Raw genomic sequence first — 25023 nt, 5'->3', positions numbered from 1 at the left:
GCTGATGGAGCTGCACATGAACCCATTCAAAGGCCGGCATTTTCAGCGTGACATCATTCTGTGGGCCGTACGCTGGTACTGCAAATACGGCATCAGTTACCGTGAGCTGCAGGAGATGCTGGCTGAACGCGGAGTGAATGTCGATCACTCCACGATTTACCGCTGGGTTCAGCGTTATGCGCCTGAAATGGAAAAACGGCTGCGCTGGTACTGGCGTAACCCTTCCGATCTTTGCCCGTGGCACATGGATGAAACCTACGTGAAGGTCAATGGCCGCTGGGCGTATCTGTACCGGGCCGTCGACAGCCGGGGCCGCACTGTCGATTTTTATCTCTCCTCCCGTCGTAACAGCAAAGCTGCATACCGGTTTCTGGGTAAAATCCTCAACAACGTGAAGAAGTGGCAGATCCCGCGATTCATCAACACGGATAAAGCGCCCGCCTATGGTCGCGCGCTTGCTCTGCTCAAACGCGAAGGCCGGTGCCCGTCTGACGTTGAACACCGACAGATTAAGTACCGGAACAACGTGATTGAATGCGATCATGGCAAACTGAAACGGATAATCGGCGCCACGCTGGGATTTAAATCCATGAAGACGGCTTACGCCACCATCAAAGGTATTGAGGTGATGCGTGCACTACGCAAAGGCCAGGCCTCAGCATTTTATTATGGTGATCCCCTGGGCGAAATGCGCCTGGTAAGCAGAGTTTTTGAAATGTAAGGCCTTTGAATAAGACAAAAGGCTGCCTCATCGCTAACTTTGCAACAGTGCCCTTCATCCATGTTGCCGGTTATTGCATCCGTACAAAGATGTCGGCCATGCAAATGCATCCGGGCAAAGCTACAGGCAAGAAAATCTAAATCCCGGGAAGACACAACACCCTTCTCACTTACTGCATACATTCCTCCTCTGTTGGACAATCCAAAAAAGAAAAATGTGACTGTTATAAGTATGACTCAAAAAATTTTCTGCGCGATCATTCCATTCACGGAAGCAGGTCTGAAATCGTCACGAGATAACTGACCGGCTGGCAGGCACATAACAATCGTGGCATGCGAAATGCTGACAGATTTAAGAATCTGTGAAAGTGGTGAAAAAGACAATATTCAGAGGATAAATCTACGGAGATGGGCCTGTTCCTGCTCATTCAGTTGAGCATACTCCTTAATTTGTCTGAACAACGATTCCTTGCTGTTAGACGCAACAGAAGAAAGATATTCCCCGCTCCGCCATTCATAAATATAAACCAGATAAAAAGGAGATGATGGTGAGTACTGATAGCTAATGGAGAGGTGATTGCAGATTCTTTGCTTTTCCATATAATTAACATTGTTACCAAAAAAATATATATACATATTTTTGTTGATTTTGAAGCATGAGTACCGGCACGTTTCATAACACATAAACAGCGCCAGACACAGCAGGATGATGTCTACAGCAGTAAAGTTGCGGTTCCGAATTAACTGCCAGTTTCGGCATTGATAATCAATACTTAAAAAAAGCCCCAGTTGCGGGGCAACTTTGAGTCAAAACTGTTCTTATGTTTGTGTGCTTCGAGCGTTGATAACGTAAACACCATAACAGTCAGGGGTTAAATGGCAAATAAAATACATCTTATCTTTAGGCTTTTTGTGCGGTATCAGACCCTGGATATCCAGATTAAGGAAAAAGCGCTGCAATAATATACAGGATATATTTTACTCACTGCCAATATATGGTGTTTCTGCACCCTGTACAATACTCCGGCAGTGAAACATAATCGATACCGGGGTCAGATGTCTGCCCTATAAATTATGCACCGGCTTTTCCCCAATGGTTATCACGCTCTTTTTGTCTGCGGGTGATGAACTAAATGCAGAAGTGATATGTCATGGTTCAGATACAGAGGTTCGCTAATAATGAACCCGTCAGGGTAATGAGCGTTCGACCTAATAAAGGGCAAATATGCGTTTATATGCTTACAAGGCGATAAGAGGTTTGACTGCCGGAAAATATTTTTCCTTTGCGTTAATGACCGGACTGGCTTGGCGCTCACAGCTGCAGGCAGGCCTGTGAACAGGGCACAATTCCCCGAAGCCCAATGTATAACAAGCGCAAATTCCCGGGTCCAGGAATAATCCCGGGCCAGAACCTAGCGGTTTTTTCCGGGTAACATCCATCAGCGTAAACGACGACAACATCCGGAATCATCGTCAGCCGGAGACGACGGCTGCGTTGGTTGAAAACGGTTAAGTAGCTTTTAGATTCTCCAGGGGCGTGTCAGGAGAGGTAAGAATAATTCACAGGTGCTTTACATTGATATCTTCATTCCGGTAAAAAGCAACTGCGAGCCAGCAGGCCCGCAGTATGATTTCTAGCAGTTTAATAAACTGGCTATAAAATCAGGAGTTGTCAGATTTACGGCCTCCGCCGTGACTGTTTTGTCCCCCTTTCTTGCCAGCTTCCGATGCGCGCTGCGGGTCGTTTTTAAAATTCCCTCCGCTATGCTGCCCGCCTTTACGTCCAGCTTCAGAAGCTTTTTCAGGGTTTTCAGCGAAATTACCGGAACCACCACGATGCTCTGCCATATTAAACCTCATCTCTCATATATTGGTTATGTCAGTAAGATACGTAAGTATTTCATATCTCTCGTCGTTCGATAAATAAATTTAGTCGATGTGCAGGTCCTGTCAAACCTGTTTTTTATCATGCGTGAGGGTTTCCTGATATTACGGGGGGTGATTTTACGTTTCGCTTGATTTATATAATCGACCACACTTACGCCAGTAACCTGCTGTTTTATGGGAGGGCCTGTAACAAAAATCAAAGACTAAAAGTAGTTAACGAAGCGCAAAGCACAATGTTTTCATGTGTAAGCAATCAGTTTCCAAAGATATAAAACGGATTTTTCTTATTTTGGCCAAAAAAAAGCCGCTGGGGAGCGGCTGTAAACAAGGGAAATCCAGATGCTTTCATACTATTTCAGGCTAGCTGTTGTTTTCATTTTTCACAAGTTGAATTACATAAGAGGTGACCATGCCTGTATCACATACTAACGTTCAGAATATAACGATCATAAATATTCTCGACACTTTTAGCGTCAGGTTTGATATTTTTCAATAGATCCATATTGTCGGACAAAATTGTACATATCTGTCCGCGTGGAAATGCCCGCAGAAAACATCCGGAACCAGCGCCAGCCGGAAGCCATGGCCTATTCAGCAGTAATTACCCGTTGGCGCATTTACGATCGAACTGGAGAGAAAAAAGCCCGCACGGGAGCGGGCATAATTCCCTTAGTTTTGTTATCAATCCCGCGCTCAGGACGCAGGTATATAACCTATCGACAGCATAAACAATTACTTTAAGAAGGCAATTTTTCAGGTCGTTGCCTGGCTCAACGGCGCAGGCGCAAATGGGGCCAGGACAGGGGCTACAGCAGCAGTGACAGATGAAGCGGGATATGTTGTCGCCTCGTTATACGATGAGATTTTCTGCTCTGCTGATCGTACGCTGATATCCAGTGATGCTGCGGAGATCGAGGGGTAAGTCTGAGGAAGAAGCCGAAGTGGTGGGACGGGTGGCATTTTTCTTCAACTTAACTGACAGTGATGAGTGTCCGGTATAAGAAGCGGCATAAATTTGAACGCCATGGCGGGGGGAGATTTAATGTCTCCCCTTGTGGCCTCTAATGTCCACTATGAGCGGGAAGCGGACATTGAGCCATTCAAATAATCTGTGCCAAAATTTGTCATTAAGGCCAGCACTTTCGGGTAGATCCATTTCCCGCCCGCCCCCTTAAACTCACCTTTCTCACTCACCTACGGCTTATCACCGGGAGTAAAAAACCCGCCGAAGCGGGTTTAGTAATTTGAATTTATTCTCAGGCGGCCATCTTTCTGCATTGCTCTGCGCAGTGATGACAAGCTCTGGAGCACTCCTGGCAATGGTCATGTTCATGCTTTCCACACTCATCGCCGCACTTCTGACAAACGTCAGCGCAAAGACGGCAGAGCGCTTGGGCTGAATCGCTATTTAGTGTCATGAATTGAGCTGCAAGACGGCAGATATTTGCACATTGCATATCCAGTTTTATGCACTCGCGCATCATCTCAAGATTCTCTTCTTCGAGACACGAAGCCGCACAGTTATCACATGCAGTTGCGCATAGATAACAGGATTCGATGCATTTTTTATATTCGTCTAACATAATATCTCCTCAGCTAAGGTTACGTATTAAGCATAGAAGAGATAACTGATTATACAATAATGGAATTAGTTAATAACCTTTTCAAGGTTTCACTCATATGATTTTAAATGCAAATTTAGGGTTACTTAAGCACCAATGCCCGCTTCTGGCACAAAGCGGACATCCCCCTTTCTCCGTTCTGTCTGCCGTCAGTTAACCCAGTCTTCCAGCACCAGGCCCGGCACGCGTTCAAACTCTCTCACATTATTCGTCACGAGGACGGCACCAGCAGCAATCGCATGCCCGGCAATTGCCGTGTCGTTAGGGCCGATTGGCGTCCCGGCGAGGCGCAGCGCGACCTTAATGTCCGTGGTGGCGTCCACCGCAGCGCTGTCCCAGGGCAGGATGGCATCGAGGCGGGCGCAGAATGCGTCAACCAGCTGGATGTGGCGCGGGGAGGCTTTCGGGCCGGTGGCGCCGAAGCGCATCTCGGAATAGGTGATGGCCGAGATCACGATACGCTGGTTGCGCAGCACCGCCTGCTCCAGACGCTTCAGGACGGCTTCCGGCTGCTCGCGCATGATGAATGAGCAGATACAGGTGTCCAGCATATAGGTTTTATTCACAGATCAAATCGTCCTTCGTCGGTGACAACGTCCTCGCGCTCCGCCATAAAGTCCGGGTCTGCCTTCTCGAGCTGCGCGAACGAGCCCCAGGTCGGCCGGACGGGACGCAAAATAATGCTGTCCCCTTCCCGGACGATCTCCAGCTCGCTCACCCCCTCAAAATCGAGATCGCGGGGGAGGCGGATGGCGCGGTTGTTGCCATTTTTAAAAATGGATACGGTTCTCATTTACGTTACACCCCATAATGCATGCGCCCGATACTCTGGGCATGGCCTGTGAAAAGCACAGGCGAATAAAAAAACACCACCCACCATTGCATAGGTATAGTATATGCAGATGTGAGGCATATGTATAGAGTCTAGATATGCAGATGTATGGCATATGGATATGGTCAGCCTATACGGAGTATTCTCTTTTTTGCGCAGATCCGAAAAAAGGTAAAGCCGGAAGTGATCCAACTACCCGACTGATTCATTTAGCTCCGTTGTTATATGGGTCAAAGAATGCAGTTTGAACAGGGTGCATCGCTTGTTGAAGCATGTAAGATAAATCTTATCTACGATACTTGAGGAAAAGCACAGCGTGGCTACTTATCGGGCTTACTACGGTCAGGACAGAGATCGTGAATATTTTGAACGCATATTTCAGTCAGCAAACATCAATTTCATCATTGGCTCAGGAGCTTCACTGCCCGCAATCAGCGTACTGGGCGATATTGAAAGCGACCTTGAGAGTCTGGTCCGCGCCGGAAAAGATGATGAATACTTCAGTAAATCTGAGTCTTTTCTGGACAGTGTATGGAAGGCAAACAACGTCCTCCTGAAGCGAAGCAGGCCCGAAGAGGTAATTCTCCCTGCGTTAATGGATGATGTCAGATCGACACAGGACAATTACGCAAAATTCATGCGTGCATTAGAAATGCTTCTGACAAGGCGGCGAACTGGATTGCTACCGCGGCGCGTCAATCTCTTTACGACTAACTACGATTTATTCATTGAGGATGCGGCGGTTAAAAATAACAACGTTATTCTAAATGATGGATTCCGTCAGCGCGCCGATATTTACAACCGTATAGTATTCGACGCTAAATGCTTTTATCAGACCATACACGCAACAGGGAACCTTTATAATTACAGCGTAGAACTACCTACGGTGAATCTCATCAAGCTGCATGGTTCCCTTTCATGGCATAGCTATGATAAAGAAATTTACTATGCCATTCAGGATATGAAGCCAGTTACGTTCCGTACACCAAAAGATAGGCAGGACTGGGTTATGTCCCATCAATTGGTTCTGCCGCGGAAGGATAAATTTCGTGAGACCTTACTGGAAAACGTATATTACGATTTGCTACGGACTTACTCAAATGAGCTGGATAAAGAAGGCTCTCTGCTTATGGTTTTCGGATTTTCTTTTGCGGACGAGCATATTGAAACCCTTACCAAAAAAGCGCTGCGAAACGCCACGCTCAAAATTGTGATATTCGCCTACAACGAGGCGGCGAAAGAGCTATTTCTTGATAAATTTCGTGATTATTCCAACGTTGACGTAGTTTCTACGCCTGGTGCGCCGTTGGACTTTAAAAAGATGAATGAAATTATAATCAGCTTTCTGGGAGGTATGAAATGACCTCAGCTTTTGTTAACGAAGAAGCAATATTAAGGATCGGTGAGGTCCGTGAAGTGTCGGGTAGAACGCTCAGCGTGCTTGTTGATAAAAACAAAAATCTGAGTGACCTTTTCTATCACGGTAAGGTGCTTAAAAATGTTTCGGTGGGCAGTTTCATTGAAGTCAAGAAAGGCTTCACGAGCCTAATTGCGAAGGTAGAAACCGAGAAAATTGTTGAGGAAAAATCGCCTGTTGGTAGCGGAAGCGATTCGCTTCGCTTCCGGCGCTACCTTACGGCCTCACTGGCAGGCTACATTGACCGGAACGGACGCTTTACCGGCGGAACACGCGAGTTGCCTCTAATCGGCAATGAAGTTTTTCTGATGACTGAGGAACAACTTCATCTTATCCACTCGATCGCGCCAGCGGGCGAGGGAGGGCTGAACTTTTCGCGCACCGATCTCGAGGATATTGATATCACTCTTCCGATAAGCGGCCTTCTTAATTCGCACATCGCCATATTCGGTAATACCGGCAGCGGTAAGTCCAATACACTGGCTGCGCTTTACCAGCATGGCTATGCGGCCCTTAAAACCCTACTTGGCGAAGGATTCAGGAGTCAGTCACGGTTTCTTTTATTTGATTTCAATGGTGAATACGGTGGGAGAGGCTGCATCACGCGCGACAAGGTGGTCTACAATCTTAGTACGCATGATGAAGAAGGTGACCGCATTCCGATGCCTGCAGAGATACTGCTTGAGCATGAAATCCTCTCTGTTCTGACGGATGCTACCGACAAAACTCAGAAACCTTTTCTGAAGCGAGTGCTTGAACTCAAAAAGCGAGTGGAGTCAAAGCAGAATCCACAGTCCTACTTTCGTGAAATTCTGAAGAGGCGGGTCACCGAAACTCTGTTTGGTTGCGAAAAGAAAAAAAGCGACGACCTGATTGATTTATTCCGGCCCGTTCTGAAGGACGAAGACCTGGTAGCGGATATTGAATTTTTTTACAACAACGGCGGAGTATGGCGAACAAAGACAGGTGTTTACTTTTCTAATGAAGAAAACACTCATCAGTGTAATATGTACTGTAAGGCTCAGAATTATGAATTCCCCGGCGATATAATGGAGGAGTTGCTGGATTATATGTATGTTCAGCTAATTATTGAATATCTTTCAAGTCGTTCAAACCCTGAACATCTTTCTCCTGTCATCAACAGGATGAGCGGACTGAAAAAGGATATCCGCAAAATTTTCAATACTGCGGCCGGTGGAACCATCTGGGCAGAAACGAACTTTGTTGTTTTAAACCTCAATATGGTTAATCTGACCATGAAAAAAACGCTTCCACTTTTGATAGCCAAATGGGCTTATGCAGCAAAAAAAATGGATAAGGCGTTGTCCACTCTTAATCTCATCATAGACGAAGCACACAATATCCTCTCGAACACCTCATTCAGGGAGTCAGAAAGCTGGAAGGATTATCGGCTCGAAACTTTTGAAGAGATAATTAAGGAGGGCAGGAAATTTGGCGTCTTTGTGACGATATCTAGCCAGCGGCCAAATGACATCTCCCCGACTATTATTTCTCAGGCACATAACTATTTCATTCACCGGCTGATAAACCAGAACGATCTATATGCCATTGAGAAATCAGTTTCCTATATAGATCGCATGACTGAAGAATCTATTCCAACGCTTGCAACTGGCACCTGCATATTCAGTGGCGTGATCTGCCCGATGCCACTTAAGCTCCGTATAAACGAGTTGTCTTTCCGCAGAAAGCCTCACAGCCGTACGCTGAATTTTGAGGACTTAATGCTCTAGTCACGGCTGCCGCTTCTCAGAAAAGAACGGCAGCATGTCTGCGTGTCAGAGATTCCACAGGGCGCGCTAGTGCTAGTAGTAAGAACAGAAAGTGCTTTTTATTGTTTTAAACATTGCTTTTATATCTTTAATAGTGAACAGGTTTTATCTCCCACTCCTTTCTTTTCCAGAGATCCGAAAACCCCAGGTTCCGGATCTGCTGATCGTCACCGGCTGCTCACCGGCCCCGCCACACAACATGTAGTGTCCTTATCAGCTGCTGATGACGCTATATGTTGTATTCCGCCCCCTGATCGTGACCTGCTGCCCAGCGGCCGATATTGCCGCTTTGCTTATTCCTCGTGCGTGGTACACTTCCGGAAACCTGTAAATATGGAAAAAATCGGATCACCGCGAACCGGGCTTCCGGTAATTTAATCCCGTGGTTATATGGCTGCTTATTATCAGAACAGAAATGATGACGGCAGTGAAAATCATTAGCGTGACAGATGTGGGTGGTGCTCAGCCGATTGTGCTGCGCGTCATCATTACTCTGAGTGACTATTAGCGAGGCACTATGTATCAGGGGGTTGAAACTATATGGATGGCGCTTACTGGAACATTCGAGCATAAGCATTTGTGGCTGGATTACAGAACCTGGCCCTCGAAGTATCAGACAAATTTGCGAGGGTCGAGTTACGAAGGCCAGCCGGTCATCGTTACCGGAACAGGATTGGTTATCGCAGAATGGTTGCCTGGCTATGAATGCTGGTTTCTTGTTGACCTGTCTCAAACAGGAAGAACCGCATTCCATGAACAGTCCGATGAAATTTATCTTTGCCCACCTTCTGATACTTATCTTGATCACAACAGTATTTATAGTGGTCTCATTTTCCTCGGACTGTAACTGGTATTAAGGAAAAAATAATGGCTGGCGGGATTTCTAACTTAAAGAACAACACAGAAGGGGACTGGCCTTATGGGAAGCATGAAAGAGCAGATGATGGATATTGAATCTGAACGATTTGATGAATGGCTTGCGGATAATTACCCGGATGTTGTCCCGAACTCTGAAGAATGGGAGCAGGCCGCGAACCTTTACTACTGGGAGCAGGAGGCGATTGCCGATCAGGCTCAGTGGGATCATGAACACGGTCTGTTTGTGGCTTCCCTGAACAATGTTCATCAGCGTTATCTGCACGCAAAGCAGGAACTGAAGAAACTATATACCTTGCTCGATAAGGAGCAGCCTGAACTGGTGTACAGGATGTCTTTCGTCCATGCAGTGACGGTCATGGAGGCGTACCTGATGTACTGTGCCAGGGCCCTGCTGGAGCATGACTGGCCGCTTACACGCTTCAGGGATGAGTTTTATATGAAGTCCGATAAAATCAAAAATCCGGTAAAACATGCGGCACGTGAAATGGATCTTTCACTTTTCCGGCCTGCGGCTCAGAATTTTGTTTCCCGGATGACCTTTCATAACGTGAAAACCATTGAGCGCTATTTCGGCGCCGTGCTGCACATTCCGCCCGTCTGGCCGGTTCAGCCGCTGGGTATCATCGCAGACTGGCGAAACGACCTGGTACACCGTAACGGTGTGGATGAACACGATGAGCCTCGAGTGATCTCAGCACAGCAGCTGCAGAACGCCCTGCAGAAAGTGTCAGAACTAATTGATGCTGCAGATCTGTCGATGCGGCAGGAAATTGACTTGTTTGGTAACTGGCGTAATGAAGAAAACCGGGAAATCATCGCGTCAGCACTGCGCATATCTCCGAAGGGAGAGTCATCCTCATGACCGGACTCGTTACCCTGGGAGGGCATTCGGCAGCAGGTGCTCAGTTACCTGTGTCTATCGACTATCCAGCCGCTCTGGCCCTACGTCAGATGGCTCTGGTCCAGGACGAACTGCCGAAATACCTGCTGGCCCCGGAAGTGAGCGCCCTGCTCCACTACGTGCCCGATCTGCACCGCAAGATGCTGCTGGCAACCCTGTGGAATACCGGGGCGCGTATTAATGAGGCGCTGGCGCTGACACGGGGGGATTTTTCGCTGGCACCGCCCTACCCGTTCGTGCAACTGGCCACGCTCAAACAGCGGACCGAAAAAGCCACCAGAACGGCCGGCCGCGCTCCGGCCGGTAGCCAGAGTCATCGTATCGTTCCGCTTTCCGATGCGAACTATGTCAGCCAGCTGGAGACGATGGTGGCCACCCTGAAGATCCCGCTGGAGCGCCGCAATAAGCGAACCGGCAAGACAGAGAAGGCGCGTATCTGGGAAATCACCGATCGCACGGTCCGTACCTGGCTGAGTGAAGCCGTGGAAGCGGCTGCGGCCGACGGCGTAATGTTCTCCGTACCGGTGACACCACATACCTTCCGCCACAGCTATGCGATGCACATGCTGTACGCGGGAATTCCGCTGAAGGTGCTGCAGAGCCTGATGGGGCACAAATCGGTCAGCTCGACAGAAGTGTATACGAAGGTGTTTGCTCTCGATGTCGCTGCACGGCACAGGGTGCAATTTCAGATGCCCGAGATGGATGCAGTGGCGATGCTGAAAGAACGCAGGTAATTTTTCACAGTTTGGTGAGACTCCCGTCAGACGGGAACAAAGCCACAGGGGTTGTGATTTGTAAGATTTTTGGGGTGATGCGGGATTGGATTTAACCGGGATTACATTTAATCCCGGCCCGGTACTATCATAAATCACACTTATGAAGTATTAACTATGGGTTTTTTTCGAAATAGAGGTCTAGTGCTTCTCTGACAATGGCGCTGACGTTTTTAGGGTCTTTACCACTTCGTTTGTTACGTAATGCCCGGTCTTCTGTTTTCCTTAGCATGGCTTCGCCAAGTGAAATTGTTGTACGACACTGTACTTCTTGTTCATTTTTTTCTGGCTCCAGTCTCTCGGTCGCCCCATAAGGCTTATCTGCCAGACGTTGTGCAAGGGCTTCTGATTGTTCGTCCGTAATGTTTGGTCGATTGGAAGAGGCTTGCAGGCTGGGTTTTTTTACCATTTTAGAATGCCTCTGTCACAAGTTGCTCGATCTCTGCTATCGCGGCCTTATTATCTGTTTCCAGAACACCGGAGCCATTACTCATACAGTCCCTGTATACTTTTCTAAAGCAGATAACAGTCTCCATAGTTTTTATAGTTGGGAATTCTTCTAAATACTCTAGGAACTCTTTTCTCTCGTTCCCTCGAAGGACTGGATTTGTTGTTGCCATGCTTTGCAGGCAGAAAACTTTTAAATCTGGATTAAGGTCTCTCATGGCTTCAATTTGCTGCTGTAACTCAACCAGGGTATCAAGGTCTGGTTGTGAGCACTGCAATGGCGCGATAATTTGGTGAGCTGCAACCCCACTGGTGATAAATTCACGTGAATTGCGTCCAGCTACATCGACGATGACGTGCGTGTACTTTTCGTCAAGAGCCCGTAATGTCGACGTAAGATTATCGAACTTTTCAATTAAAGTTAGCGTTGGATTCATCTCGGATGCCTCACGCTCAGCATGCCATTTGGCGGCAGATCGCTGTAAATCTGCATTCAAGAGGCAAACATCTTCCCCCCTAAGTGCTAGAGCCACCGCCAGATTTACAGCTGTGGTTGTCTTACCGGACCCACCTTTGTTTCCGCCTACGACAGTAATCATTTCAGCCTCATAAATGTGATGTGTGAAGTATGAAGTATTCTCTCATAAGCCCCCACAGAGTCAACTGAACAAATCAAATTTGTGAAGTATGAAGTATGAAGTAATTCATATGACATCATAAATATTACTTGTGTTTTATTAATTCATACTTATGATTTAATACTCAATTTGAGTGCTTAGGCGCTCATGTTTAATCGGTTTACTCAATTTGAGTATCAAGGGGTTCAAGATGAAAGTGTATTGTGATGATGGTTCTACAACCGTTAAACTTGCGTGGCTAGACAATAAAAAACTTCATAAGTCATTGTCATCTAACTCTTTCCGTCAGGGTTGGAAGGTGGAGGGAATGGGGGTTCGACAGACCTTCAACTATGAACTCGAAGGTAAGAAATATACCTATGACGAAGTCAGTAATGAATCCATCATAACTACTCATATTGAGTATCAGTATACAGATGTGAACGCTCTGGCAGTTCACCATGCTCTTCTGAACAGTGGTCTGAAACCTCAACCAGTATCATTGACAGTGACCTTACCGATCAGTGAGTTCTACACCAAAGAGTGCCAGAAGAATGAGCTGAATATTCAACGGAAGATCGACAACCTGATGCGTCCGGTAAAACTGAATAAAGGTGAGGTATTTACCATCGAGCATGTAGATGTGATGCCAGAATCCTTGCCTGCGGTATTTGCTCGACTGGTGAAGGACAACGTTGGGCAGTACGAGAAGTCTCTAGTTATTGACCTTGGTGGTACTACCCTCGATGTTGGGATCATTGTTGGCCAGTTCGACTCGGTTAGCGCAATTCATGGTAATTCTGAGATCGGTGTATCAATGGTGACGAACGCTGCCCGCACAGCATTAAAGATGGCATCCAGTGATACCAGTTCTTTAATCGCTGATGAGCTAATTAAGCAGCGTAAAGACGCTGACTTTGTTCGCCAGGTTGTGAATGATGAAAGCAAAACAGCGCTTGTGCTGGATACCATAGAAAGCGCGATCGCCAGCTTGGGTGCCCGTGTAGTCGATGACCTTGCCGATTTCCGTCATGTGAATCGTGTTTACATTGTTGGTGGGGGAGCCCCACTGATTGAAGATGCAGTTAAAGCGGCATGGCAGCATCTGGGTTCTAAAGTCGTTATGATGGATTCTCCACAGACTTCACTTGTGGAAGCTATTGCCGCTGGATTGGCCCCTATATTTCCATACACTTTTTATCACTTAACCCATGACTGGTTCGTCGCCGCAGATATTCCCGTGGCGAACGATACCCCAGTGCACTATGCGGATGCCATTCGTTGTAATGTTCGAAGGCCTCCGCAAGGTTCTTTACCGCTGTTAACCCGTCGGGTTTCGGCATGATGCTGATGTAATCGCGCTTCATCGTTTTCACGAAGCTCTCTGCCATCCCGTTGCTTTCCGGGCTACGTACCGCCGTATGTTTAGGCTCCAGTCCTACCATTCTGGCGAACTGACGCGTCTGATAAGAACGGTAGGCTGAACCGTTGTCTGTCAGCCACTCAACTGGGGATGTCGGCAGGCTGTTACCGAAGCGACGCTCCACGGCACCCAGCATGACGTCCTGCACGGTTTCACTGTCATATCCACCGTTACTGGCCGCCCAGTAAAGTGCCTCGCGATCGCAACAGTCCAGAGCGAACGTGACCCGCAGTTTTTCACCGTTATCACAGCTGAACTCGAAGCCGTCAGAGCACCACCGCTGGTTACTTTCTCCAACGGCCACTTTCCCTGTATGCGCCCGCTTCGATGGCGGTATTTCCGGTTTACGCTCAAGCAGCAGCGCATTCTGACGCATGATGCGGTATACGCGTTTGGCATTGATCACCGCCATGTCGTCAGTTTCTGATTGTCTGCGCAGCAGTGCCCATACCCGACGATAACCATAGGTGGGCAGATCGCCGATAACGGTATGGATACGGGCCAGCGCGTCAGTATCATCAGGCTTGCGCTTGCACCGACGATCCTGCCAGTCCTTCGACCGACGGGCCATGGCATGCAGTTGCGCACGTGAGACCCGGAGGCAACGACTGACAAGGCTTATTCGCCATCCTCCGGCAACAAGGGCACGTGCGCTATCCACTTTTTTTGTCGGCCATATTCAACGGCTTCTTTTAGCAGCTCGTTTTCCATGGTTTTCTTGCCCAACAGGCGCTGCAGCTCTTTAATTTGCTTCATCGCAGATGCCAGCTCCGACGCGGGCACAACCTGTTCTCCTGCGGCAACGGCTGTAAGGCTGCCTTCCTGATACTGCTTACGCCACAGGAACAGCTGACTGGCAGCAACGCCATGCTGACGGGCGACCAGCGACACGGTCATTCCGGGCTCAAAACTCTGCTGAACAATGGCGATTTTTTCCTGAACACTTCGCCGTCTGCGCTTCTCTGGACCTAAAACATCAATCATTCGGACTCCAACGACTAGTCTAAAAACTAGTATTAAGACTATCACTAACTTAAGTGATACCAACTGTCTGGAGATTCAGGGGGCCAGTCTAGCCGCATTTAAAGGGGAGTGATGTTGTGACTGACGAGCGGAAGAAGTTAACTATCTATCTTCACCCGGATCAGGAGGCAGACCGTGTGTCATTGGATATCATTGAGTCTGTTCCCCGAAACGAGAGGGGGGATTTGTTCAGGAAGTCCCTAATCTCTGGGTTAGCTCTTCATCAGCTCGACTCGCGGCTTCCTGGCTTGATTGCCGTATTGCTAAATCAGGATTTTTCAGCAGATCAACTGGTCAGTTTGCTCAGCCAGACTACAGGGTGGAAGCCATCACAGGCAGACATCCGGGTTGTCCTTGCTGAATTGGGGGCAGGGCTGTCTGGCCCTGCTGTTCAGCATGAATTGCCAGATGATGATGAGCAAAGACGTATGGATGAGGCCAGAAAAAAAATGAAAAACTTCATTTAATACTCAAATTGAGGCGCTGGGAATATCGGACCATCTCGTTGTGTATGCCGGAGAAAGCATCTCTCTTTTCATTTGCCATTCTGGTGCAATTCCGCGCCCCGCAAACCATATCTTTCCGAGTCCTGAATGGTTTATGCCATCCAGGACTTTCATCAGTTCCTCACTATGCTTCCGTGGCTGAACGTCGTCGAAAAGATTTAACTGTGACACGCCTGTAGGAGTGAAATCATTCAGCATTACTCCTGCTTTCGCATATCGATGCCCATCGACCCAGATCCGATCAAGTGCATTCGTAGCTGCAGCAATAATGTCTCGTGTATCGCGTGTTGGTGTGTATAACTTTTCGCAGGCCACATTCCCGTAATAGGGCGCTGCCGAAAATGGGGATGTCTTGATAAATAGTGCTATCTGCCGGCAGAACTGACGTTCTCCCCTCAATTTTTCAGCTGCACGCTCAGCATGCTGGCAAACAGCCTGCCGCATATCAGCATAGGTTGTGACACGTTCACCAAATGAGCGACTGCATACGATCTGTTGCTTTGCTGCAGGTGCATCTTCCAGAGCAATACAGGATTCACCGTTAAGTTCCCTAACTGTTCGTTCAAGCACGACATTGAAATTTCGGCGGATGAAGGATGGGTTTGCTTGCGCCAGTTGCAGGGCTGTAGTGATCCCCATTGTGCTCAGCTTTTTTGCTATGCGACTGCCAACACCCCAGACTTCCTCTACTGGCTGTAATGCTAGTAACTTTGCTATTCTACGGGGATTGTTGGGATGGAGGGTAATCCTGCCGAACCTAAGGAGTGATTAATGGATAACAATACAAAATTTTCGATGGCCGCTTTGGCGTTGGTTGTCAGTTCTGGGCCGTCTATGGTATTTGCGGAGGAAAAGACTGGGGGATTTATCGAAGACAGCAGCCTTACCGTGCTCAATCGAAATTTCTACTTCAATCGTGATCATCGCAACGGTCAATCAAGCCCCACGGGCAATGGCTACTCCGAAGCTTGGTCGCATGCGATTATCAGTAAGTTCGAATCCGGGTTTACCCAAGGCACTGTAGGCGTGGGCGTCGACGCTTTCGCGATGATCGGTTTGAAGCTTGATACGGGTGACGGTCGTAACGGCGGTCGTAGTTCATTCGATGTACTACCTGTCAATGGCGACGGCGAAGCTCGAGATGAATACACGAAAGTCGGTGGCGCGGCAAAAGTTCGCGCTTTTGACACTGTGGTGAAAGTAGGTGATGTATTTCCCGCCAACCCTGTCGTGGCGTCTGGCGACTCAAGGCTTTTACCGGAAAGTTTCCGGGGTGTGACCGCTACCAATACCAGCATCGAAGGGCTGACAGTTCAGGGTGGCCGCCTGCATGCTATGAGTCAACCAGTCTCCAGCAATATGCGCGACAACTTCGCAACCTTCTATGCAGGCCCTGTTAACTCACCTTGGGTCGGCTATTTTGGTGGCGACTACAATGTGAATAAGAATATTATCGTTAGTCTTTACTCCAGTCGTCTCAAAGACGCCTGGAATCAATACTATGCTGGTACCGGGTTGAACTACTCCTTGTCTGATGAGCTTTCTGTATTCGGCGGTGTGAATTACTACAAGGCCGTGGATGAAGGGAAAAAACTGCTGGGCGAGTTCGACAACAATATTTGGAGCGCTAAGGTTGGCGTGAAGTATGGCGCACACTCACTTGCACTTTCTCACCAGCGAAATAATGGTAACGACGACTTCGACTATCTGCGTCAGTCGGATTCCATCTTTCTCGACAACTCAATCCAGTACAGCGACTTCAACTCGCCAAAAGAACGTTCATGGATGGTGCGTTACGACCTCGACATGAGCTCGTATGGTGTACCTGGCTTGTCGTTTATGACACGTTATGGTCGTGGCACCGACGCCGACTACTCCAACGCCAACGCCACATACATGCGGCGCGATGCGGATGGAAACCCGTTGACCGATCAGAAACGTTGGGAGCGCGACATCGAAGTAAAATACGTCGTTCAGGCAGGCTCCTTGAAAGATATGTCCTTCCGCTTGCGACAAATGAACTTTCGCTCAACTGAATTTGAATCGGATCTGGATGAAGTTCGTGTGATCATTGAGTATCCACTAGCGATTCTGTAATACCTGAATGGGATGATTCACTGGACGAACATCCCGTTTTCAGTCGAAAGATTTCAAAAATGTAATTTTTCAGTCATTCCCATGTTAACTTGAATCACCTATAGTAAGTGGGAGTTAATAGGAACCTAGCTAGCGCATCTGGTTGGAGTCCTACAGACAAGTAGCTAGTCTGTGAAAATCTGAAACTCATTGCTATTCAGTTAAAGCTCCAAGCTCACCTTTAGAAGCTCCTTTGGAAAAAGGTGAATTTTTAAGACGTCCCTCGGGACGTCTTTTTTATGTGCGCCCAGCATGGGCGCAATCTTGTGGGTGAAAGTCCCGCCGTAAGCTGACCACAGCGAACGAAGTGAAGCGCAACTGCATGAGGGCGACCGAGTGTGGGGAGGAAGCGTGAATCGAAACCGCGAGCCGATGTACAAGAACCGGATACAAGGCGAAGCCGACCAGGGCGAGCGGGCATAAAACCGCGAAGCTCTTGTGGTCAAGGGTCAGGCAGCGTAAATCCGGCGGTTGTGCGGTGAAGGATTGCGTTCTTACCTGGGGAGATCTCGCCTTGTGCCTGAAAGGGCGACGGCGCGAGTCGGAGCGAGAAGTCAGCAGAGGCCGTAGTAGTCTTTTTTTTTGACGAAGGGCCGAACGAGAGAAAGCGTCATAGGCCATGTTGATGCGAAAGACCGGAAGTCAGATGCCTGCCAAACGCGGGGCGGACGGAGATAACGAGCGGTGAAACCGTGAGAAATCCTGTCAGCGACGAGGTCAATCGCCCGCAAAATGAACCCGATAACGCAGGACAAGGGCTGCTGGAACGGGCCTTTGCGAGAGAAAACCTGAAACGGGCGTGGAAACGGGTCAAGGCCAACAAAGGTGCAGCGGGAGTCGACGGTCTGGATATTGATCAGACGGCCGAGTACCTGCTGACCCAATGGGCGGGGATTCGTGAACAGCTTCTTTCAGGAGTCTACCGGCCCAGTCCGGTACGGCGTGTGGTCATTCCCAAACCTGACGGCGGTCAACGCGAGTTGGGTATCCCAACGGTCACCGACCGTTTGATCCAACAAGCGTTGCTGCAAGCCTTGCAGCCATTACTCGATCCGACCTTCAGTGAACACAGCTACGGCTTCCGTCCGGGACGCTGTGCGCAGGACGCCGTTTTAGCGGCTCAGCGCTATGCCTCTTCAGGACGTAAAGTGGTGGTGGATGTTGATCTGGAGAAGTTCTTCGACCGGGTCGATCACGACATCTTGATGGATCGTTTGCGCAAACGGATTACGGATCAGGCGGTTATCCGGCTGATTCGCGCCTATCTGGATGCGGGAACGCTGATCAATGGCGTGGTCGAGAAAAGCCGCTGCGGGGCGCCGCAAGGCGGCCCACTGTCGCCGTTGTTGGCGAACGTGCTGCTGGACGAAGTGGATCGGGAGCTTGAACGCCGAGGCCATTGTTTCGTGCGCTATGCCGACGATGCGAACGTGTATGTGCGCAGTCAGAAGGCGGGGCAGCGGGTAATGGCCCTGCTGAGGCGGCTGTACGAAAAGCTGCACTTGAGCGTCAACGAGAGCAAGAGTGCAGTGACGAGCGCGTTTGGTCGCAAGTTTCTGGGCTATGAGTTGTGGTCAGCCCGAAGTGAAGTCAAGCGCGCGGTCTCTTATAAGGCGCAGAAACAGTTCAAGCAGCGTATCCGCTGGCTTACCCGGCGCTCCTGCGGGCGTAGCTTGCAACAGGTCGCAGATAATCTTCGGCCTTATCTTTTGGGCTGGAAAGCCTACTTCACGTTGTCGCAAACACCGGCAGTCTGGCGCAAGCTGGACGAATGGATACGACATCGACTGAGAGCGATCCAGCTCAGGCAGTGGAAGCGTGGCCCTACGATCTATCGAGAGCTGCGGACACTGGGGGCGAGCCAGCAGGTGGCGCAGAGGGTGGCCAGTAACTCTCATCGCTGGTGGCGTAATAGCCGTTTTGAGTTGAATCGTGTGCTGAATATTGCGTGGTTCGACAGGCTGGGATTGGCGCGCCTCTCATAACCTCAATCTCTCGAACCGCCCGGTGCGGACCCGCATGCCGGGTGGTGTGGCAGGGGAGCGGCCTATGAAGGCCGTCCCCTATGCCGATGCGTGCGCCAGGCATGGCGCGTTGCGCGCAAGCGCAACCAGCTTGGCTGTGGTGGCCTCGCTGGTGACTTGGAGGTGAAAGTCCTCTACACACCCGGCAAGGGGAAGTGTTAGCCAGAGGCAAGGGTGTCGCGGGTGACCGCGAATCTGAAGGAAGCCCGAGGCAAAATGCTGGCCTGACGAACAGCAAGCGGATAGAGGCGGCGCAGCGGGGTAAAGGGGCGTGTTTCCCTAAAGCCCAATACTTGCACGGGACGCTGCGACGTAGATCCGACAGGCATAAGCAGGAAGGTCGCGCGAATTACCCTGGGAGATCTGCACGTTTGCCACAGTGCTACCGAGCGTCGAGAGGCGACGGGATGAACGTGCAGAAGTCAGCCGAGGCCGTAGTAAGTGGCGGATAACCGCGTCACCAAGGGCCGAACAAGTTATGCCGCCAGTAGGCGTCAAAGTCTCGTTGAATACCGAAATGCAGAAATTTCTCCAAGAGAAGACTGTTACTCCGAGTCCCGGACAGTATCCGAGGATGACGGCTGACAGCGCACAGGTATCGGCGGCGTCTGTGACGTGGACGAACGCGGAGCCGGACACGCTGATGGAGCGGGTGCTTGCACCCGCCAACCTCAGACGTGCGTACCAACGCGTAGTCAGCAACAAAGGCGCGCCGGGTGCCGATGGCATGACGGTCGAGCATTTGTCAGGCTACGTGAAACAGTATTGGCCGACCCTCAAGGCTCGGTTGTTGGCAGGCGAGTACCACCCGCAAGGTGTACGTGCCGTCGAAATCCCCAAGCCCAAAGGCGGGACAAGGCAGCTGGGTATCCCCAGCGTCGTGGATCGCCTGATCCAACAGGCTCTGCTGCAACAGCTCACGCCGATCTTCGACCCTCTGTTCTCGGATTACAGCTACGGCTTCCGTCCGGGTAGAAGTGCTCACCAAGCCATCGAAACTGCCCGTGCCCACGTGGCGGCGGGTCATCGCTGCTGCGTGGAACTCGATCTTGAGAAGTTCTTTGATCGGGTCAACCACGACGTGCTGATGGCCTACATCGAGCGTCAAATCGAAGATAAACGTGTGCTCACGCTGATCCGTCGCTATCTCGAAGCGGGAACGATGTCAGGTGGACTCGTCAGCCGACGGCAGGAAGGGACGCCGCAAGGCGGCCCGCTCTCGCCGTTGCTGTCGAACATTCTGCTCAACGAACTCGACCACGAGCTAGAACGACGGGGCCATCGTTTCGTACGCTATGCCGACGATGCGAACATTTATGTGCGCAGTCGTCGCGCAGGTGAGCGGGTGATGGCCAGCGTTGAGCGATTCCTGAGGCAGCGCCTGAAACTGACGCTGAACCGGGAAAAGAGCCGAGTAGCCGGGTCGTGGATGTGTGATTACTTGGGCTATGGGATGAGCTGGCATCGACAGCCACGCTTACGAGTGGCAACGATGAGCTTGCGTCGCTTGCGCGACCGGCTCAGAGAGCTGCTGCGCGGAGCGCGGGGCCACAAGATGGCGAGTGTCATCGAGCGGATAAACCCAGTGCTGCGTGGCTGGGCAGGCTACTTCAAGCTAAGTCAAAGCAAACGGCCACTTGAGGAAATTGACGGCTGGGTGCGTCGCAAGCTTCGCTGCGTCGTCTGGCGTCAATGGAAGCAGCCCTCAACGAGGGCGCGTAACTTGATGCGCCTGGGGCTTAGCGAAGCGCGCGCCTGCATATCAGCGTTCAATGGTCGTGGCCCATGGTGGAGCTCAGGGGCATCTCATATGAATCAGGCATTGCCGAAGAAACTATGGGATCAACTTGGACTAGTCTCGGTACTGGATACGATAAACCGGCTTAACCGCATAGCTTGAACCGCCGTATACGGATCCGTACGTACGGTGGTGTGAGAGGACGGCGGATGTAAATCCGCCTCCTACTCGATCGGTTAAAACACGAGCATATAAAAAACGCCCGACCCCTCTAACTGTTGAGGTTAATTGAGCGTTATGAATCCCTCTGACAGCAGCATAGCTGCTAGCCACCTCGTTGGCGACACTCTCCAGCCACAGTGTACCTAATTGTATTTAGCTGCCCTTTTGAATCTTCATAGGTCATTGCGGCGGGCACCACTGCGCAGACTTTTGCAGGCCGCACCACACTGATCACCTTTACAACATCCACCTTCATCCCGTACTCGTATTCTTTCGCCACAGGGGCGCTTTTCCCCTGGCTAATTGCATACGGCACTGTTGCAAAGTTAGCGATGAGGCAGCCTTTTGTCTTATTCAAAGGCCTTACATTTCAAAAACTCTGCTTACCAGGCGCATTTCGCCCAGGGGATCACCATAATAAAATGCTGAGGCCTGGCCTTTGCGTAGTGCACGCATCACCTCAATACCTTTGATGGTGGCGTAAGCCGTCTTCATGGATTTAAATCCCAGCGTGGCGCCGATTATCCGTTTCAGTTTGCCATGATCGCATTCAATCACGTTGTTCCGGTACTTAATCTGTCGGTGTTCAACGTCAGACGGGCACCGGCCTTCGCGTTTGAGCAGAGCAAGCGCGCGACCATAGGCGGGCGCTTTATCCGTGTTGATGAATCGCGGGATCTGCCACTTCTTCACGTTGTTGAGGATTTTACCCAGAAACCGGTATGCAGCTTTGCTGTTACGACGGGAGGAGAGATAAAAATCGACAGTGCGGCCCCGGCTGTCGACGGCCCGGTACAGATACGCCCAGCGGCCATTGACCTTCACGTAGGTTTCATCCATGTGCCACGGGCAAAGATCGGAAGGGTTACGCCAGTACCAGCGCAGCCGTTTTTCCATTTCAGGCGCATAACGCTGAACCCAGCGGTAAATCGTGGAGTGATCGACATTCACTCCGCGTTCAGCCAGCATCTCCTGCAGCTCACGGTAACTGATGCCGTATTTGCAGTACCAGCGTACGGCCCACAGAATGATGTCACGCTGAAAATGCCGGCCTTTGAATGGGTTCATGTGCAGCTCCATCAGCAAAAGGGGATGATAAGTTTATCACCACCGACTATTTGCAACAGTGCCCCGTAGAACAAGCAGGCATCACGAAGCCCGCCACACCGCACACCCTCCGCCACTCGTTCGCGACGGCCTTGCTCCGCAGCGGTTACGACATTCGAACCGTGCAGGATCTGCTCGGCCATTCCGACGTCTCTACGACGATGATTTACACGCATGTGCTGAAAGTTGGCGGTGCCGGAGTGCGCTCACCGCTTGATGCGCTGCCGCCCCTCACTAGTGAGAGGTAGGGCAGCGCAAGTCAATCCTGGCGGATTCACTACCCCTGCGCGAAGGCCATCGGTGCCGCATCGAACGGCCGGTTGCGGAAAGTCCTCCCTGCGTCCGCTGATGGCCGGCAGCAGCCCGTCGTTGCCTGATGGATCCAACCCCTCCGCTGCTATAGTGCAGTCGGCTTCTGACGTTCAGTGCAGCCGTCTTCTGAAAACGACAAACAGCCAGAAAGGCTGTTACAGGCGATTTGATCTGCAACCTATTGGTTAAATTAATGTATCAAAAACGATGGTTTTTGTGACAGTCTTGAAAAGTCCTGACTTCTCCCGAAAAATGACTCCCCTCATGTAACAAAACTCGTTACTGTATCAACATAACAATAACCCCATAACTAATTAGCGAGAAAAGAATGAAAATCGGCTATGCACGTAAATCTACGCATCTTCAGGATGTGGCGCACCAGGTTGACGAACTAACAAAAGCTGGATGTGAGCAAATCTATCAGGATCAGACCTCACGTAGCGGCCCAAAGCGCGACAAAAAAGGTGCGCCGGAACTGGAGAACTGCCTGAAAGCATTGCGCGAGGGAGATACCCTAGTAGTTTGGGCACTAGATCGGCTCGGCGGTTCATTGGGTCAAGTCATTACTTTACTCGACGACCTGAAGAAACGCGGAATAACTTTCATAGCCATCAAGGACAGAATAGACACAAATGCGCCAGTTATAGGGGAAATCTATACTCATCTGATGGCGATATTCTCTAGCTTTGAACGCAACCGCAATATTGAAAGAACGCGCTCAGGCCTTGCAGCTGCACGCGCAAGGGGCCGTGTGGGAGGGAGAAAACCGTCACTTTCTGAAGAAGATGTTAAACAAATTAGAATCTTACTTGCTGATCCTGAAATGACAGTTGGTGCAGTTGCTAAGCGCTTCAACGTTTCTCGCATGACTATTTATCGCTACACCACAAAATCATGAATGACCGCAGCATGGCGGTTTTATTTTCTTATGCCGTCAGGGCATGGAAGGCGACCACGCCGGAGTTAAACGGGCACCGGCCGCAAATCGCCGGAAACCGCAATGCTGAACGTATCGCCCGACCCAGCCCCCTCCCTGCAAAGCCCTAATCCCGCTCACCGCCACACAGCTGCCGTATGTCCCCCACGGGGGTGCGCAGTGGGCGCCGCGCGCCTGCGCGCGGGAACGGCGGCCCGCCTTCGGGTCGCGGCGCCGTACTGCGAGTTAGCGGCCGCACGCGGCCGGTTACGGGGGACACTACGCCATACGACCAGCGACCCGCTGAGCTGCACAATCCACGGATAACACAAGCTACATACATGTCGATATGGGAATCCGCCCATCTTGCCGGGCGCCGCTGTCGTGTGGAAATCCGCCCACCTTACCGGGCGCCGGTGCCGTGTGGGAATCCACCCACCTTGCCGGGCGCCGGTGCTGTGTGGAAATCCGCCCACCTTGCCGGGCGCCGGTGCCGTGTGGGAATCCGCCCACCTTGCCGGGTGCCGGTGCCGTGTGGAAATCCGCCCACCTTGCCGGGCGCCGGTGCCGTGTGGGAATCCGCCCACCTTGCCGGGCGCCGGTGCTGTGTGGGAATCCGCCCACCTTGCCGGGCGCCGGTGCTGTGTGGGAATCCGCCCACCTTGCCGGGCGCCGGTGCCGTGTGGGAATCCGCCCACCTTGCCGGGCGCCGGTGCTGTGTGGAAATCCGCCCACCCTTTCCGGGCGCCGGAGCCGTGTGGGAATCCGCCCACCTTGCCGGGCGCCGGTGCCGTGTGGGAATCCGCCCACCTTGCCGGGCGCCGGAGCCGTGTGGGAATCCGCCCACCTTGCCGGGCGCCGGTGCCGTGTGGGAATCCGCCCACCTTGCCGGGCGCCGGTGCCGTGTGGGAATCCGCCCACCTTGCCGGGCGCCGGTGCTGTGTGGAAATTCGCCCATCTTCATGACAAAAATTTGTCAAATGACAGGCTCATGTGTGCTGATTTATGTCAGACGGGATTTTGCTTATCAATTATTGAGAACAGAAATTTTCCTGAATCATCAATACTATACTTAGCAAGTAAAGGTGTTTTCTCATTTATCTGCTTGAGTGCAGGATCAAGGAAAGATCGTTTCAACTCTGCCAAGTTCTTCTGTTGGGATTCCGGCAAAAGGAAACGGTCATTTAACCAAGCATGAGTAGTAACCCATAAGCCTGAAGATTTGAATTGAGCAAGACTTTCATAAAGGCGGATCGTCCGTGGATTTCGAAGACTGCCACAATCGCGGAGCGAGTAGGTGGTGAACTGGTTCGTCAGGCCGTAAATGTACCGCAGGAGTTTATGGTTAAATTCGATTTCCCAGATACCACGAGCTGATCGGCTGCCAGCCTCTGTTAGCCAGGGGCGCGCGACGCAGTCAAAACTTCCTTCTTTCGGGTAAAAGATTACCGCAGAACGGCTTAACTCAAACACGCCTTCTTTAACATCCTTGATAGCCTGGTTACGGCTTACCTGAAAAATTTGCTCATAGTCAGCCACCTTTACTTTGAAAGTAGAGTCACCGAGTACAGCCATCTCATCATCATCTTCGCTTACTGAAGCTGTGAAATACGTCTGCATAAGACATAACCAGAGAACGCGCTTTGCTTTTAGCGAGAGGTAGTAAGCAGCTTCGGTAAGCTCGTTAGACTGCTTAACTTTTATCTTTTTGTTCAGCAACTTATCCAT

The 25023-nt window shown here is 50.6% G+C and carries 21 protein-coding genes and 4 pseudogenes; 13 read left to right on the top strand and 12 right to left on the bottom strand.

Features of this window, described 5'->3' with window-relative positions:
* The first annotated feature begins 16 nt into the window (after positions 1–16).
* Positions 17–721 (top strand): IS6-like element IS26 family transposase, encoded by a 705-nt coding sequence (locus tag FHN83_RS27600; RefSeq protein WP_001067855.1) that lies wholly within the window; start codon positions 17–19, stop codon positions 719–721.
* Here the strand turns inward: FHN83_RS27600 and FHN83_RS27595 are convergent.
* Complete coding sequence (locus tag FHN83_RS27595; protein ID WP_139565673.1) at positions 667–903, bottom strand: glycogen synthase; 237 nt, start codon at positions 901–903, stop codon at positions 667–669. The two genes, FHN83_RS27600 and FHN83_RS27595, sit on opposite strands and share 55 nt — an antisense overlap.
* Positions 904–2382: 1479 nt before the next feature.
* Entirely contained in the window at positions 2383–2568 is a 186-nt protein-coding gene (locus tag FHN83_RS27590; protein ID WP_103793602.1) for a general stress protein, read from the bottom strand.
* A gap of 863 nt (positions 2569–3431) precedes the next feature.
* Here FHN83_RS27590 and FHN83_RS28420 point away from each other — a divergent pair.
* On the top strand, positions 3432–3497 hold the full coding sequence (locus FHN83_RS28420; protein ID WP_406807662.1) for a hypothetical protein: 66 nt from the start codon (positions 3432–3434) through the stop codon (positions 3495–3497).
* 366 nt (positions 3498–3863) lie between these two features.
* On the opposite strand, the gene FHN83_RS27580 is transcribed toward FHN83_RS28420, so the two are convergent.
* The 3 genes from FHN83_RS27580 to vapB all read right to left on the bottom strand — a co-directional run bounded on the left by FHN83_RS27580 (position 3864) and on the right by vapB (position 5022).
* Complete coding sequence (locus FHN83_RS27580) at positions 3864–4190, bottom strand: four-helix bundle copper-binding protein (protein ID WP_103793601.1); 327 nt, start codon at positions 4188–4190, stop codon at positions 3864–3866.
* Between the two features lie 188 nt (positions 4191–4378).
* Positions 4379–4795 (bottom strand): type II toxin-antitoxin system VapC family toxin, encoded by a 417-nt coding sequence (locus tag FHN83_RS27575; RefSeq protein WP_103793600.1) that lies wholly within the window; start codon positions 4793–4795, stop codon positions 4379–4381.
* On the bottom strand, positions 4792–5022 hold the full coding sequence (vapB, locus tag FHN83_RS27570; protein ID WP_039032651.1) for a type II toxin-antitoxin system VapB family antitoxin: 231 nt from the start codon (positions 5020–5022) through the stop codon (positions 4792–4794). The genes FHN83_RS27575 and vapB overlap by 4 nt, the downstream gene beginning before the upstream one ends.
* A gap of 355 nt (positions 5023–5377) precedes the next feature.
* On the opposite strand from vapB, the gene FHN83_RS27565 reads away from it, so the two are divergent.
* The 4 genes from FHN83_RS27565 to FHN83_RS27550 all read left to right on the top strand — a co-directional run bounded on the left by FHN83_RS27565 (position 5378) and on the right by FHN83_RS27550 (position 10785).
* On the top strand, positions 5378–6424 hold the full coding sequence (locus FHN83_RS27565) for an SIR2 family protein (protein ID WP_139565672.1): 1047 nt from the start codon (positions 5378–5380) through the stop codon (positions 6422–6424).
* Positions 6421–8229, top strand: coding sequence for an ATP-binding protein (locus FHN83_RS27560; protein WP_139565671.1), 1809 nt, complete (start codon positions 6421–6423; stop codon positions 8227–8229). The genes FHN83_RS27565 and FHN83_RS27560 overlap by 4 nt, the downstream gene beginning before the upstream one ends.
* Positions 8230–9187: 958 nt before the next feature.
* Positions 9188–10009 (top strand): hypothetical protein, encoded by an 822-nt coding sequence (locus FHN83_RS27555; protein ID WP_111969899.1) that lies wholly within the window; start codon positions 9188–9190, stop codon positions 10007–10009.
* Positions 10006–10785, top strand: a complete 780-nt coding sequence (locus FHN83_RS27550) for a site-specific integrase (protein ID WP_111969898.1) — start codon at positions 10006–10008, stop codon at positions 10783–10785. The genes FHN83_RS27555 and FHN83_RS27550 overlap by 4 nt, the downstream gene beginning before the upstream one ends.
* Before the next feature lie 154 nt (positions 10786–10939).
* On the opposite strand, the gene FHN83_RS27545 is transcribed toward FHN83_RS27550, so the two are convergent.
* Together FHN83_RS27545 and FHN83_RS27540 are read right to left on the bottom strand one after the other, a co-directional pair.
* Entirely contained in the window at positions 10940–11233 is a 294-nt protein-coding gene (locus FHN83_RS27545; RefSeq protein WP_111969897.1) for a hypothetical protein, read from the bottom strand.
* Position 11234: 1 nt separating this feature from the next.
* Positions 11235–11870 (bottom strand): AAA family ATPase, encoded by a 636-nt coding sequence (locus FHN83_RS27540; protein WP_111969896.1) that lies wholly within the window; start codon positions 11868–11870, stop codon positions 11235–11237.
* 229 nt (positions 11871–12099) lie between these two features.
* Between FHN83_RS27540 and parM the strand changes: the two are divergent.
* A pseudogene (gene parM, locus FHN83_RS27535) lies at positions 12100–13056 on the top strand (plasmid segregation protein ParM domain-containing protein); the annotation flags it as partial.
* Positions 13057–13066: 10 nt separating this feature from the next.
* Here parM and FHN83_RS27530 read toward each other — a convergent pair.
* A protein-coding gene (locus FHN83_RS27530) for an IS3-like element ISEc36 family transposase (RefSeq protein WP_110129298.1) occupies positions 13067–14295 on the bottom strand; the annotation gives its coding sequence in 2 pieces (ribosomal slippage) (positions 13067–13980 and positions 13980–14295; 1230 coding nt in all).
* A gap of 116 nt (positions 14296–14411) precedes the next feature.
* Here FHN83_RS27530 and FHN83_RS27525 point away from each other — a divergent pair.
* A complete protein-coding gene (locus tag FHN83_RS27525; RefSeq protein WP_111969894.1) occupies positions 14412–14801 on the top strand; it encodes a plasmid partitioning/stability family protein in 390 nt (129 codons plus the stop codon).
* A 3-nt stretch (positions 14802–14804) separates the two neighbouring features.
* Here FHN83_RS27525 and umuC read toward each other — a convergent pair.
* Positions 14805–15587, bottom strand: a pseudogene (gene umuC / locus FHN83_RS27520) (translesion error-prone DNA polymerase V subunit UmuC); the annotation flags it as partial.
* Between the two features lie 24 nt (positions 15588–15611).
* On the opposite strand from umuC, the gene FHN83_RS27515 reads away from it, so the two are divergent.
* The 3 genes from FHN83_RS27515 (at position 15612) to ltrA (FHN83_RS27500) (ending at position 20900) form a co-directional block, all read left to right on the top strand.
* Positions 15612–16937 (top strand): OprD family porin, encoded by a 1326-nt coding sequence (locus FHN83_RS27515; RefSeq protein ID WP_077750296.1) that lies wholly within the window; start codon positions 15612–15614, stop codon positions 16935–16937.
* 731 nt (positions 16938–17668) lie between these two features.
* Positions 17669–18961, top strand: coding sequence for a group II intron reverse transcriptase/maturase (gene ltrA, locus FHN83_RS27505; RefSeq protein WP_017341082.1), 1293 nt, complete (start codon positions 17669–17671; stop codon positions 18959–18961).
* 517 nt (positions 18962–19478) lie between these two features.
* Positions 19479–20900 carry a group II intron reverse transcriptase/maturase gene (ltrA, locus tag FHN83_RS27500; protein ID WP_047352390.1) on the top strand — a complete coding sequence of 474 codons (1422 nt, stop codon included), beginning with the start codon at positions 19479–19481 and terminating at the stop codon, positions 20898–20900.
* 163 nt (positions 20901–21063) lie between these two features.
* Here ltrA (FHN83_RS27500) and FHN83_RS27490 read toward each other — a convergent pair.
* Positions 21064–21270, bottom strand: a pseudogene (locus tag FHN83_RS27490) (DUF2790 domain-containing protein); the annotation flags it as partial.
* Between the two features lie 53 nt (positions 21271–21323).
* Entirely contained in the window at positions 21324–22028 is a 705-nt protein-coding gene (locus FHN83_RS27485; RefSeq protein ID WP_001067855.1) for an IS6-like element IS26 family transposase, read from the bottom strand.
* Positions 22029–22093: 65 nt separating this feature from the next.
* On the opposite strand from FHN83_RS27485, the pseudogene FHN83_RS27480 reads away from it, so the two are divergent.
* Both FHN83_RS27480 and FHN83_RS27470 read left to right on the top strand, forming a co-directional pair.
* Positions 22094–22315 (top strand): annotated as a pseudogene (locus tag FHN83_RS27480) (tyrosine-type recombinase/integrase); the annotation flags it as partial.
* A gap of 392 nt (positions 22316–22707) precedes the next feature.
* Positions 22708–23277: a recombinase family protein gene (locus FHN83_RS27470; RefSeq protein ID WP_001749988.1), complete on the top strand. Its 570-nt coding sequence runs from the start codon at positions 22708–22710 to the stop codon at positions 23275–23277.
* 1026 nt (positions 23278–24303) lie between these two features.
* Here FHN83_RS27470 and FHN83_RS27460 read toward each other — a convergent pair.
* The coding region (locus tag FHN83_RS27460) for a replication initiation protein (RefSeq protein WP_001749982.1) at positions 24304–25023 on the bottom strand (720 nt) is incomplete at its 5' end.

The sequence above is a fragment of the Leclercia adecarboxylata genome (assembly GCF_006171285.1).
Taxonomy (GTDB): domain Bacteria; phylum Pseudomonadota; class Gammaproteobacteria; order Enterobacterales; family Enterobacteriaceae; genus Enterobacter; species Enterobacter barmai.
This window is presented reverse-complemented; position numbering and strand designations above follow the sequence as displayed.